General features: G+C 72.1%; 12 protein-coding genes. 5 read left to right on the top strand and 7 right to left on the bottom strand.

Annotated elements, in window-relative coordinates; genetic code table 11:
* Window positions 1-110: 110 nt before the first annotated feature.
* Window positions 111-1,043 (top strand): LysR family transcriptional regulator, encoded by a 933-nt coding sequence (locus OG521_37115; GenBank protein ID WUW26086.1) that lies wholly within the window; start codon window positions 111-113, stop codon window positions 1,041-1,043.
* Window positions 1,044-1,115: 72 nt separating this feature from the next.
* Here OG521_37115 and OG521_37110 read toward each other — a convergent pair whose 3' ends face one another.
* Together OG521_37110 and OG521_37105 are read right to left on the bottom strand one after the other, a co-directional pair.
* A complete protein-coding gene (locus tag OG521_37110; protein WUW26085.1) occupies window positions 1,116-2,618 on the bottom strand; it encodes a UDP-N-acetylmuramoyl-L-alanyl-D-glutamate--2,6-diaminopimelate ligase in 1,503 nt (500 codons plus the stop codon).
* A 452-nt stretch (window positions 2,619-3,070) separates the two neighbouring features.
* Window positions 3,071-4,240: a S1 family peptidase gene (locus OG521_37105; GenBank protein ID WUW26084.1), complete on the bottom strand. Its 1,170-nt coding sequence runs from the start codon at window positions 4,238-4,240 to the stop codon at window positions 3,071-3,073.
* A 304-nt stretch (window positions 4,241-4,544) separates the two neighbouring features.
* Between OG521_37105 and OG521_37100 the strand changes: the two genes are divergently transcribed.
* Window positions 4,545-5,576 carry a hypothetical protein gene (locus OG521_37100; protein WUW26083.1) on the top strand — a complete coding sequence of 344 codons (1,032 nt, stop codon included), beginning with the start codon at window positions 4,545-4,547 and terminating at the stop codon, window positions 5,574-5,576.
* A gap of 42 nt (window positions 5,577-5,618) precedes the next feature.
* On the opposite strand, the gene OG521_37095 is transcribed toward OG521_37100, so the two are convergent.
* The 5 genes from OG521_37095 to OG521_37075 all read right to left on the bottom strand — a co-directional run bounded on the left by OG521_37095 (window position 5,619) and on the right by OG521_37075 (window position 9,826).
* Complete coding sequence (locus tag OG521_37095; protein WUW26924.1) at window positions 5,619-7,142, bottom strand: carboxylesterase family protein; 1,524 nt, start codon at window positions 7,140-7,142, stop codon at window positions 5,619-5,621.
* Window positions 7,143-7,330: 188 nt separating this feature from the next.
* Window positions 7,331-7,780: a spore-associated protein gene (locus OG521_37090; protein WUW26082.1), complete on the bottom strand. Its 450-nt coding sequence runs from the start codon at window positions 7,778-7,780 to the stop codon at window positions 7,331-7,333.
* Window positions 7,781-7,951: 171 nt separating this feature from the next.
* Complete coding sequence (locus OG521_37085; protein WUW26081.1) at window positions 7,952-9,082, bottom strand: serine/threonine-protein phosphatase; 1,131 nt, start codon at window positions 9,080-9,082, stop codon at window positions 7,952-7,954.
* 85 nt (window positions 9,083-9,167) lie between these two features.
* Window positions 9,168-9,290, bottom strand: coding sequence for a hypothetical protein (locus OG521_37080; protein WUW26080.1), 123 nt, complete (start codon window positions 9,288-9,290; stop codon window positions 9,168-9,170).
* Window positions 9,287-9,826, bottom strand: a complete 540-nt coding sequence (locus OG521_37075) for a helix-turn-helix domain-containing protein (GenBank protein WUW26079.1) — start codon at window positions 9,824-9,826, stop codon at window positions 9,287-9,289. Before OG521_37075 ends, OG521_37080 begins: the two co-directional genes overlap by 4 nt.
* Window positions 9,827-9,862: 36 nt before the next feature.
* Here OG521_37075 and OG521_37070 point away from each other — a divergent pair, with 36 nt between their 5' ends.
* The 3 genes from OG521_37070 (at window position 9,863) to OG521_37060 (ending at window position 12,471) form a co-directional block, all read left to right on the top strand.
* Window positions 9,863-11,140, top strand: coding sequence for an alpha/beta fold hydrolase (locus OG521_37070; GenBank protein WUW26078.1), 1,278 nt, complete (start codon window positions 9,863-9,865; stop codon window positions 11,138-11,140).
* Between the two features lie 136 nt (window positions 11,141-11,276).
* Window positions 11,277-11,762, top strand: a complete 486-nt coding sequence (locus tag OG521_37065; GenBank protein ID WUW26077.1) for an ion channel — start codon at window positions 11,277-11,279, stop codon at window positions 11,760-11,762.
* Between the two features lie 184 nt (window positions 11,763-11,946).
* Window positions 11,947-12,471 carry a hypothetical protein gene (locus tag OG521_37060; protein WUW26076.1) on the top strand — a complete coding sequence of 175 codons (525 nt, stop codon included), beginning with the start codon at window positions 11,947-11,949 and terminating at the stop codon, window positions 12,469-12,471.
* Window positions 12,472-12,508: the final 37 nt, after the last annotated feature.

Genomic DNA, 12,508 nt, shown 5'->3' with positions numbered 1-12,508 from the left:
GCACAAACCGAGGTTGACCAGGAGGAGCAAAGCCCGCAGCACAACAGCAGGTCAAACAACCGATCCGCCCGCAAGCCACAACCAGGAGTTGTCCTCTAGGGTGGATCGGCATGGACCTCGACACCGTCCGGACCTTCGTCGCCGTGGCTGACGCGGGACAGTTCCAGGAAGCCGCCGCCGAGCTCGCGGTCACCCAGCAGGCCGTCTCCAAGCGCATCGCCACGCTGGAGCGCGGTCTCGGCGCCCGGCTGTTCACCCGCACCGCGCGCGGCGCCGAGCTGACCATCGACGGGCAGGCGTTCCTGCCCCACGCACGTGAGCTCCTGCGTGTCGCGGAGCGCGCGTTCGCGTCCGTGCGCGGCGGCAGCCGTCCGCTGCGCGTGGACGTGATCAACTCGCGCGGCGCGGCGTCGGGCCTGATGCGCGACTTCCATCGCGCGCACCCCGGGATCGAACTCGACGTGCTGATGCTGTTCGACATCGAGGCGGCCGTCGCCGCCGTCCGGTCCGGTGCGATCGACGCGTCCTTCCGCGCCGTCGCCGTCCCCGGTCGCCCCCTTCCCGAGGACATCGAGTCCGTCCGGGTCGTCGACGAGCCGCTCCAGCTCCTCACCGGCCCCGCCCATGCGCTGGCGGGTGCCCGGTCGGTGCCGCTCGCCCGGCTCGCCGGGCACCGGATCTGGATGCCCGGCATCGTCCCGGGTACCGAGTGGGCCGCCTACTACGACGATCTCGTCGCCGAGTTCGGCCTCACCATCGAGGCGACCGGCCCCAACTTCGGCTCCGACGCGCTCCTCGACACCATCGCCGACACCCCGGCCCTGGCCACCTTCATGGGCGGGCAGACCCGCCTCGTCTGGCCCGCGGGTCACGGCCTGCGCCGCATCCCGGTGACCGACCCGACGCCCGTCTACCCGCACTCGCTGATCTGGCGCCGGGACAATCCGCACCCCGCGCTCGCCACACTGCGCGACCACCTCGGCGCCATGCGGCCCGAGCGCCCCGAAGGCGAGACCTGGACACCCGCATGGACACGGCGGTGAGCGGGGCCGCGTCGGCCGGCCGGGCCCAGCGGTGTCCGCGGAGCCCGTCCGGCCGATCCCGCGGCCCCGCGATCAGACCTGCGATCCGTCCTGCGCGGCGGCGAGTTCGCGCACCGTCGCCATGTCGCTGAAGGGGATGAGCTGTTCACCGACGATCTGGAACGGCTCACTTCCCTTCCCCGCCACCAGCACGATGTCCTCGGGTGCGGCGGATGCCAGGGCGAAGGCGATCGCGTCGCGCCGGTCCGCGTAGCGCTCGAACGGCGTTCCCGTGGCCAGGAGCCCCGGGGCGATCTGGTCCATGATCGCCTCGGGGTCCTCGTTCCTGGGGTTGTCGGAGGTCAGGACGCACAGGTCGGAGCGGGCACCGGCGATCTCGCCCATCCTGGCCCGCTTGGTGACGTCCCGGTCTCCGCCGCAGCCGAAGACGGTGATGACCCGGCCCCGCGCGAAGTCCCTTACGGCGGCGAGGACCTTGTCCAGTGAGTCCGGCGAGTGGGCGTAGTCCACGATCACGGCCGTGCCTCGCGCCGTCTCGAAGCGTTCGAGCCGGCCGGGGACCGGGGGCATCCGCTCCAGCGCGGCAACCAGCCCGGCGAGTTCGTGTCCCAGGAGGTGGCAGGCCGCCACGGAGGCCAGCGCGTTGGAGACGGAGAAGCGCCCGGGGACGGGGATCTTCGCCGGGTACTTGCTGCCGTCGTGGTGGAGGATGAACTCGGTACCGAAGGCGTTCATGTTCAGGTCCGTGGCCCAGTAGTCGGCCGGTGCGTCGATGCCGTAGGTGGCGACCCTGCCCGGCATCGTCGGGGCGATCGCCGCACCCACCGGGTCGTCCGCGTTGACCACGGCGCTGCGGCACAGCCCCTGGAAGAGACGGAGTTTGGCGTCGCGGTAGTGCTCCATCGTGCCGTGGTCGTCGAGGTGGTCCTGGGTGAGGTTGGTGAAGATGCCCACGTCCAGGAAGGCGCGGTCCACCCTGCGGTGCAGGAGTCCCATTGAGGTGGCCTCCAGGACCACCGTGCCGACCTCCTGGTCCCGCATCTGCCCGAGGAGGTACTGGAAGTCCGGTGACTCCGGCGTGGTCAGAACCGAGCGGGGCATCGGGATGAGCGCGTCACCGATCCGGCTGCCCGCCGTTCCGATCACGCCGACCTTCGCGCCCTCGGCGATCCGCAGGACGGACTCGACCATGTACGAGACCGACGTCTTCCCGTTGGTTCCGGTGACCGCCACCATGTCCATGGACCGGCCGGGTTCACCGAAGTAGCGGGAGGTGACCACCGCGGCCGCGATACGGGTGTCCGCCACGCGCACCACACACGCACCGGTGTCGGCGGCCTGCACGGCGGCCAGGATCTCCGGCTCCCCGCTCTCCAGGAGCACGGCGACGGCGCCGCGTGCCAGCGCCGGGCCGACGGCCCCGGGACCGCCCTCCTCGTGCCCGGGAACGGCGATGTAGAGCGAACCCGGTGTGACGCGATGGGCGTCGAAGCAGGCTCCGGCGGTGATCGGGGTCTCCGGATCACCGAGGAGGACCTCGTGATCGTGACCGGCCAGCAACTCCCTCAGATTCATGCAGGGGTCCTCTCGAAAATGCGGCTCGGCCCGTCGGCCGCCGTCGTGGGGTTGCCGACGGCGCGCCGCGGGAGCTGCGCATGGTGTGGGGTGCTGCGCTCGGCGCAGCGAAGGAGGTGGTGCGGCTCCGATGGCGGAGCGGTGGAGCGCGGCCGGGACGGGAAGATCGTCGTGGCGCGGCCGGCTGCGGTGGGTTCCTGGTCAGCCGTGACCGTGCAGGGCGCGGCAGCGCGCCTGGGGAGCGGCGGGGCCCAGCAGGTGAGGCACCTGTCGCAGGCACTCCCTCACCGCATCTGTGTGACCCATGAGTGGAGTGTACGTCCCGCGGGCCGTGCCGGATCCCGGTCGTGGTCGCGGCCCGGAGGGGCGGGGTCCGGGCAGCGCACCGGGGGCCTGCCACGCGGGAGCGGTGTGCTCCCGTGCGACAGGCCCCCGGGACCGGTCGGCCGGCGTCAGGCCGTGTGCAGTGTCAGCCCGTACCGGTTCAGGATCTCGTTGATCGGCTGGTGCCAGGTCTCACCGCCGGAGCTGCAGTTGCCCCACCCGCCCGAGGTGACGCCCTGCGCCTGGTCGCCGCTGATGAAGGATCCGCCCGAGTCGCCGGGTTCGGCGCAGACACTGGTCTTGGTCATCTCGTGCACCGCGCCCTGGCTGTAGTTCACCGTCTCGTTGGTGGCGAGCACGTTTCCGCAGTGCCAGTGCGAGGTGGAGCCGGAGCGGCAGATCGAGGCGCCGACCGGGGCCACGGCGGAGCCGCGGACCAGCTGGTCGGAGACGGTGCCCCAGCCCAGGACCACGGGGACGGTCCACCAGCCGTTGCCCACGCTGACCCAGGCGTAGTCGTCACCGGGGAAGGAGGATCCCTGGAAGTTGCCTATGCCCGAGCCGTCCCATCCGCTGACGGAGGCGCCGGCCTGCCCGCAGTGTCCGGCGGTGACGAAGCCGCCGTACACGGAGAAGCCGATGGAGCACCGGACGTTCCCCGTGTAGTAGGGGTCGCCGCCCACCGTCCCGGCGGAGAAGGTCCGCGGCGCCTCGGCGGTCTGCTCGACGGTGACGGGGCCGGCGTTCCTGGCCTGCGCCAGGAAGGTGCGGACATCGTTGTCAGACTGCGCGGAGGCGACGACGTCGACGACGACCTTGTTCGCCTCGGGGTCGACGTGCCAGCTGCTGACGCCGGCGGGTGCGTGGAGCCGGTCGAGCTTCGCCTTGACGGCGTCGAGGCTGCGTTCGGTGTGGGTCACCAGGCGGACGGCGGCACCCGTCGCCCGCACGGCGGCCGCCTGCTTCCGGCTGGTGACGGCGACGGTCAGGCCGCCCGTCGACGCGTCGAACCAGGAGCCGCCGTAGGAGGCTCCGGCGGCGCGTCGCGCCTCGGGCTGTATCGCGGTCGCGGTCTTCTCCGCGGTGAGCCGCGCCCGGGCCTGACTCTCCGTCAGGCCGAGGTCCTGCTGCATGGCGGCGATGAGACCGGTGGAGGCCTGTCGGGTGTCGGTCCCGACGGCGGTGGGGGCGTCCGCGGCGGAGGGAGAGGCGGAGGCGGAGGGGAACCCCGCGCCCGCCCAGGCTCCGACGAGGAGCACGGCGGACAGAGCGGTTCGTAAAGCCGTGGTGCGTCTCACGGTATTGGCCCTTCTGTTGTTCCGGCGTGGTGGGGGAGGAACAGCAGGCGTCCGGGAGGCGTCTCGTCTGAGAGCGCTCTCAGAGTGTGCCGATCCGGACTGTAGCCCAGAGTCGTTTGCAGGTCCATGCCAATGACGCGGCCGGAACGGGCCGCGTACCGATGACACCCGGGGACGCCGGGGCCCGCACATTGAGTAGGCGTACTCATCCGGCAGGCCAGCCCCGGTCCTACCTTCACATCAGGTGAACGAAGCGGGGCCGCGCCGGACTTACGGGCACGGCACACGGGCGAGGAGAGCGGACATGGGCGGGCCTCCGGGAACACGCAGGTTCAGGGCCGGGGTCACCGGCGCGCTGGTGTGCGCGGTCGCACTGACACTCGCCGGCTGCGGCGTGGTGAGCACCAAGGAGGACCGGCGCTTCGCCGAGAAGCTCGCCGAGGCGCACTACCCGGGCGTGCTCCGGGTCATCGGCGCCCGCACGCTGTTCCCGAAGTCGGGCGGCTCGGAGATCACCTTCGCCGTGGCCGACGACCCCGACGCGGTCGTCCGGATGCGGGTCGACGCCGAGGCCGGCACGTGCAACACGCATGCCTGCAAAGGAGTTCTCGACGACGCGGTGGAGCGCGGGCGGTCCGAGGCGGCCGGGCTGCGCGTGCTGATCCGTACGTTCCGGAGCTGCGGCTACGAGGTGGTCGGGGTCGAACCGTCGTCCGGCGCCCCGTGGATCGTGGCCTCCCTCACCAACGCCACCGTGACCCGCGTCCTGGCGGACATCGGCTCGTGCGTACGGAAGTGGAAGGAGCCGGACACACGCGGGGACCGGCCCGCCGGCCGGCCGGGCGCCTCGGTGAACCTGGCGTCGCCCTCGGTCGCCGGGAACCGCCCGGCCGGCAATAAGTCGCAGCCGACGGCGATGCGGCTGAGCGAGACCCGCCTCCTGGCGGCCCTCCAGTCACGCCCCTACTACGCCGCGAGCTATACGGCGGCGGACGGCCGGCTCGACACCGCGGGGCGGGCGCGGATCGTCAGACCCTTCGCGACGCAGCAGAGGTTCGCCCGCACCGCGCAGCAGGCCGTCAGGACACAGCTGCTGGCCACGCACCCGCGCGTGCAGGTCAGCGAGTTCAGCGGGGTGTGGAGTCTGGAGCCGGGGACCGTCGACCGGCTCACCGGGTACGTCCTCTACTGCGAGGAGCCGGACCGGGACAAGCGGTGCCTGGGCGACAAGGCCGTGGTCGTCACGACGGACGTGCGCGGCAACCCGGTGGGGCAGCCGCGCCCGGTCGGCACGGTCCGCCAGGGCCGGGGCCCCTTGCGGCTTCCGCCCTTGTGACACGTACGCGGACGGGTTCCCGCACACGTCGGTGCGTGCGCGTCAGGGCAGTTCGGGGCGGTAGGCGAACGGCTCCCACAGGGCGCGCAGCGCCTCGGCGTCCTGCCAGAAGTCGGGTCCCGCAGCGGACTCCGCCGTTCCCCAGATCCTGATCGCGTCGCCCGGGGCGGCGCCGGCCGGCTCCCACCCGGGGTCACCGGAGGCCGCGAAACCGGCCCAGGCCGCCACCATCCGGGCCGAGAGCCGCCGGTCATCGGGCGTGGGCGGGCCACCGATCAGAAAGCGGACGCTCTCCTCGTCCGGATTCCCGAAGGCGAAGGGCACGTCCGCGCAGTGCCAGGCGAACACCCCCGGCTCCGAGCCGCCCCGCTGCCGGGCGAAACGCGAAAGGAAGGTGCGTCCGCCGGCGCGCACCTGCGCGTCGGCGAGCCGGTTGCTGTACTCGCCGAAGCTCCGGTCCCCGTACAGCGCGAGCTGGATGTCACGCACGCCCGCATCGGGCACGAGACGGCGATACCCGGCCGGCAGGGAGTCCGGGAGCCCGAAGTCCTTGGTGAAGCGGGCCAGTTCCTCCTCGGTCGTGACCTCGGTACAACTGCCGACGGCGGCGAGCAGCCAGTACTCCTGTGTCGTGTGACAGACCAGGAGATCGATGTCCGGGGCCGCCCCTGCCGCGATCAGTTCCAGTGGCTCGGCGCGCAGGAGCCGGCCGTCGGCGACCGGGCCGAAGACGACCGGGTCCCAGGAGAGGCGCCCGGCGGAGGGGTCCTGCCGGTATCCGTCGACGACCGCGTCGGACGCCTGGACCAGGGCCTGTGCGGACAGGGCCGTCAGTCCGGCGCGGGTCGCGGGCGCTCCCGCAGCGGCTGCCACCTGCCGTGTGAGGTGTGCGGCGAGCTCCGGCGCGAAGACCGGGCCGACCGCGCTGTGGGCGATCGCGCGCCGGAACAGCCCCCGTGCCCGGTCCATGGTCATCAGACACGCGACGGACGTCGCCCCGGCGGACTGCCCGGCCACGGTGACGTTGTCCGGCGCTCCCCCGAAGGCCGCGATGTTGTCACGTACCCATTCCAGTGCGGCGATCTGGTCGAGCAGCCCGCGGTTGGGCGGGCAGGCGTCCGCGCCGTCGGCCGGGACGTGGCCGAACCCCTCGAATCCGAGACGGTAGTTGAGGGTGACCACCACCAGGCCGGCGCGCACGAGCGCGGCGCCGTCGAAGTCGGGCTGGGCGCCGGACCCGAAGGTGTAGGCGCCACCGTGGATCCAGACGAGCACGGGCAGCGGGCGCTCGGCGACGCCCTGCTCGCGCTCGGGCGTCCAGACGTTGAGGGTGAGCACGTCCTCGTCGCCCGGGGACCACCGCGGCGCGCCCGGCAGCTCCGCCGACTGCGGCGGGACGGGGCCGTGGTCCACGCAGTCGCGGATGCCCGGCCAGGGCCGCCGGGGGCGCGGCTCCCTGAACCGGTCGGCCCCGAACGGCGGTTCGGCGTACGGGATCCCGAGCACGCGGACGACGCCCCGGTCCGGGCGTCGTCCGCGCACCCGGCCGCTCGCCGTGTCGAACACGATCGTCAAGGCTGCTCCGCCGTCCTTCGCTCCCGCCCGGCCGGGCGGGGATGATCACCAGGACACCATCGCCCGTGATCCGTCGCGCGGGCAACCGCATTGCCGGCAGACCGGACCGGCCGTCGCATGTGTGACGGCCGGTCCGGGAGAGCGGCGGTGCGGTTCAGGACGGCCGGCGTGCCGCCGGATCAGCGGATCTCGGTGACCCGGTGCTCCTTGCGTGCCGCGCAGTTGGAGTTGTCCACCGAGACGTACACGTTGGCGATGTTGCCGCCCCAGCTCACGCAGTGGCCCTTGCCGTAGACGTAGGCCGGTCCGGCGTACGACGTGTAGTTCCCGTTGTCCCCGGCCCACTCGTCGGTGTCGGGCACGTAGACGTACGTCGACATGTCCTTGGCCGTGCCCGGGTTGGCGCGGATGGTCGCGACGCAGTTCTTGCCGTTCGAGGGGTTGTAGGTCAGGTAGACGGTGCCCAGCGAGCCGACGGGCACCGAGTTGACGGTCTTGTAGGCACTGCCGCACACCCGCTGCGGAGTGACGTTGGGTGCGGCGGAGGCGGTGGTCCCGAACACCGCCGTGGCTCCCGCCACCAGCGTGGTCAGCGCTCCGACAGTTGCGATATTGCGCGCACTTCGCATATTTCCCCCTTGTGTCCCTGAGAGCTGATTGCTCCCACTTGTTGGGACCCGCGAGGGCTGGGGATGGTTGTGCCGGATACGCGACGAAGCACAAATGGACCTATGGATCATCCGATCGGACATAAGGCGACACGGTGAGGCCGGAAAGCGTCAGACGTGTTCGCGCCCCGCTCACTCCTCCGCCGGCAGCCGCTCCAGAGCGACCATGGCGACGTCGTCCCCCAGACTGCCGCCCGCATGGCGCAGCAGGTCCGCGCAGAGGTACGTCAGCAGGGAGTCGGGAGTGTCGCCGCGGCGCGCGGCGAGCCGTTCCAGCAGGGGGTAGAAGTCCCCGGCCGCGTTCCTCGCCTCGATGACCCCGTCCGTGTACAGGAGCAGCAGATCGCCGACGCCGAATCGGAAGGGCTCCGGAGTGAACCGCGTGACCAGCAGGTGGGCGAGCCCCAGGGGCGGTGCGGGTTCCCGCACGTTCAGGGAGGTGATCCGGCCGTCGCGCAGCACGAGCGGAGGAGGGTGTCCGCAGTTGATGAGCGAGAGGCCGTCGCCCGCGTCGGGGATGTCGAGCACGGCGGCGGTGACGAACCCCTCGGCGGTGCTCTCGGCCTCCTCTCCCCCGTCGCCGGCTGCCATGTCCGCCCGGTGCCCGGCGACGCCCTGCTCCAGCTGCTCCACCAGGCCGGGCAGCGAGGAACCCTGGTGCGCGAGGGCCCGGAAGGCCCCGAGGACGCTCGCGGCCTCACCGATCGCGTCGAGTCCCTTGCCCCGCACGTCACCGATGATCAGCCGTGTCCCGGAGGCGGTGCGGGCCCTGGCGAAGAGGTCGCCGCCCAGTTGCGCCTCGGCCGCCGCCGCGAGGTAGATCGAGGCGGTGCGCAGCGGCCCGCTGCGTACCGGCAGCGGGCGCATCACCACGCGCTGCGCGGCCTCGGCCACTGCCCGCAGCTGCGTCATCCGCGACGCGTTCCGCTCACGCACGTGGGCGAAGAGGGTGACGAGGACCGAGATCAGGAACAGGGCGATGATCTGGTAGGTGTGGTTGAGGTCGGTGAGGCTGGTGCGTATGACGGCGACCAGGGTCTGCGCGAGTACCGCGACGGCCCCGACGAGCGCCGTCATCCGCGGGCCGGCGAACGACGCCGTGACCGCGGGCGCCGCCACCAGGAACGGGCCCATGTGGACGTCCGGCGGCACGCTGACGTCGACCGCGGTCACCGCGGCGATGAGAGCGAAGGGCATCACCAGGAGGGCCTTCCCCGGGCGCCCTGAGACGTGGAGCGACTGCGCGAACCGCCGGAAGTTCATGATTCCGGCATACCTCAGACGGCCCGCCCCCGCCCGGCCGAACGCCGTGACCTGGCCCGATCGCACCAAAATGATCAGGGGCACATCAATAGATCGCGCCCTGGGCGCCCGAGGAGCGGTGGCCCTGTTGAGGCAGCGCGAGCGGTCCGGTGAGCATCCCCGGCACTGTCGGCCGGCCCTCCGGCCGCCACGGCGGCCGAGCGGTCACTCGCCCTCCTGGCGCGGGCCCTCCACCGGGAAGTGGATCGGGCTCAGCAGGTACTGCGAGCGCTCGGGGCTCGGCCCGTTCGACAGTCTCGGCGCGATGGCCGCACGCAGGTCGGCGATCAGTCCGTCGAGTTCCGCCGGGCTGAGCCAGAGCGCGTGCTGCCGGTAGCCGACCCGGTCGGCCACCGGGTCGGCACCGTCGCGGTCGAGATAGACCTGGAACTCCGCCAGCAGGGCGGTCATCGCGGTGGCGAAGGCCTGCCTGTGCTCGTCGGCGGTCAGGACGCGGCCCGGATCGATCACGGCCCGGTCCCGGCGCAGCCGGTAGTGGCGTTCCACCGCGCCCCGCACCCGGCGCTCCTCGGCCACTTCCAGGACCCCGCCGGACGCCAGCAGTTCGATGTGGCGGTAGACGGTGGCCTTGGACGCCTCGGGAATGCGGGTGCAGAGCTGAGTGGTGGTCAGCAGTCGTCCGCCGCCCATCGCGTGAATGATCCGCAGCCGGATGGGGTGGGCCAGGAGCTCCAGGGAATCCATGCACGAACCTTCTCACGACTGCTACCTTTCTCAATTATGCGAACGGATGAAGTGATGGCGCTCGACGTGGTGCGGGGCCTGGCCACGCTGTTGCGGGCGGAGCGATTCGCCGAGGTGGTGGAACTGTTCGCGCCCCCGCTGCGCGCCGCGGTCTCCGCGGACGCGCTGCGCCTGGCCTGGGCGGCCGAGACCGCAGGCCGGGGCGGGGTCAGGGAGATCGGGGAGCCGGCGCCAGCAGCCGGCGATGGCGCCCCGGTGCGCGTGTTCCTCCCGGTGACGTGCGCCGACGGCCCTCTCACCGTGATCACGTCGGTGGGCGAGGACGGCCTGTTGCAGGGCCTGCGGCTCGACGGGGGCAGTGGCACCAAGTGGCAGCCGCCGTCCTATGCGGCGACGGACCGGTTCACCGAGCGGGAGGTCGTGGTCGGCACCGGTCAGCTCGCCGTGCCCGGCACCCTGAGCCTGCCCGTCGGCCCCGGTCCGTGGCCCGCCGTGGTGCTGCTCAGCGGCGGTGGCGCGTTCGACCGCGACGAGAGCAGCGGCCCCAACAAGCCGCTCAAGGACCTCGCCTGGGGGCTCGCCTCCCGGCAGGTGGCCGTCCTGCGTTTCGACAAGGTCACCTTCACGCAGCCCGGCCGTCTGCCGCCGGACTTCACCATGGCCGACGAGTACGTGCCGTACGCACGGGCCGCCGTCCGGCTGCTCCGGCAGGAGGCGACGGTGGACGCGGACCGGGTCCACCTCGTCGGTCACAGCATGGGCGGCAAGGCGGCGCCCCGGGTCGCCGCCGCCGAGCCGTCGGTCGCCGGCCTGGTCCTGCTCGCGGCGGACGCCCAGCCGATGCACGAGGCGGCCGTACGGGTGGCCCGCCACCTCACCTCGCTCTCCCCCGGCCCGAGCGCGGACGCGACGGTGGCGGCGCTGGTCCGGCAGACGGCGCTGGTGGCGGGCCCCGGCCTCACACCCGACACCCCGGCGGAGCTGCTGCCGCTCGGGTTCTCCGCCGCCTACTGGCTCGATCTGCGCGCCTACGATCCCGTCTCCACGGCCGCCTCGCTGACCTGCCCGATGCTCGTCCTGCAGGGCGGCCGGGACTATCAGGTGACCGTCGCCGACGACCTGGACCGCTGGCGGGACGCCCTGGCGGACCGGCCCGACGTGACCTTCCGGATCCATCCGGACGCCAACCACCTGTTCATGACCGGTCGCGGCCGGCCGACGCCTGCCGAGTACGCACGGCCGGGCCATGTCGACACCGCCGTCGTCGACGAGATCGCGGCCTGGGTGACCCGTCGGCGCCACACGACGGAGTGACGGCAGCCGGCAGGACGGGGGGCGTGATGTTCGAGGTCCGGCCGGTTTTCCGGCGTGTGTCGGGCCTCCGCCGCGCGTTCACACGGGTAGCGTCGCCGGAGACCTTCCCGCAACCCGGCGCCCGGGAGATCCGCCCGTGCAGCAGTCCTTCTTCCAATTGGTCGGCCGCCTCCTGAGCGACCCGCGGTGGCGCGCCTTCCACGTCCGGGCGGCGCTGGGCGTCACGTCCGCGACCGCCGCCGTCCTGCTGGCCGGCTCGGCGCTCGTCGTGCCCGCCGAGAGAGGTGCTGCGGGCGCGAACATCACCTCCTTCCCCAAGGCCGTCTGGTGGTCGATCGAGACGGCGACGACGGTGGGATACGGCGACCTCTACCCGGTGACCGCGTGGGGCCGGGTCATCGCGTCCGTGACGATGCTCGCCGGGATCACCACGTTCGGCATGGTCACCGCGGCGATCGCCACCTGGTTCGTCGACCGGGCGCAGAAGGAGGCGCGCGAGGTCGGCACGGCCGTACGGCGGGTCTCCCGCGAGGGCGAGGAAGCGGTCGGCTCGGAGATGCGGGTCCTGCACCAGCGCTTCGACCGCATCGAGGAGTTGCTGGAGCGTCACGGCGAGCGCTGACCGGAAACCGCCTCGCGGCGTATGCCGGATTCGCGCCGGACGAACGGCCCTTGACGTGGCGGACGGCACTGTCATCCCTTCCCCCATCCCCTTCTTTCGGGGCCGAAGATCCACTACCCTCACACCTTGTTCACATTCATGAAGCAATGGCCTGTGGTTCACGGCCGGGGTGGGGTAGCGGCGTATGCGCGATCGTAGACATGGGAGATGGAGCGCTCTGGTCGGGGTGACGGCGCTCGCCTTCTCGCTCCTGACCGCCGCACCGGCACTGGCCGACGAGGCGCCGGACGGGCTTCAGGCCGTGTCGATCCCGACGGATGCGGAGATCATCGAGGCGACGGCCCCGGAGCTGGGTCCGGAACTTCCCGCCGAAGGATCGGCAGCCCAGGCCGTCTCGCCGCCGGTCGACTGCCTCGGACAGACCGCCGCCTACGGCGCCGAAGGCTGCTTCAAGCACTACGGCGACACCGTGTGGGCGGGCGACACGGAGAAGGACGGCATGTCGGCCGCCATCGGCATCTACACCGACTACGGGCGCGCGGCCGCCGTCTGCATCAACAACCGTGGCGTGAACACGTGGGCCACGTGCAAGTACGACTACTGGGAGAAGGGACACGTGCAGTTGCGCGTGTTCCGCTACGACAGCGACACGGACACCTTCTACCAGCCCGAGAAGTGGTCGAGCTGGATTCCGGTCGACGGCGCCTGATCCGCGGTCCCGAGCAGTGAACCGACCGGTCGCGGCG

The sequence above is a fragment of the Streptomyces sp. NBC_01463 genome (assembly GCA_036227345.1).
In the GTDB taxonomy this organism is placed as follows: domain Bacteria; phylum Actinomycetota; class Actinomycetes; order Streptomycetales; family Streptomycetaceae; genus Streptomyces.
Note: the sequence above shows the minus strand (reverse complement) of the source record. Positions and strands in the feature narration are given on the sequence as shown.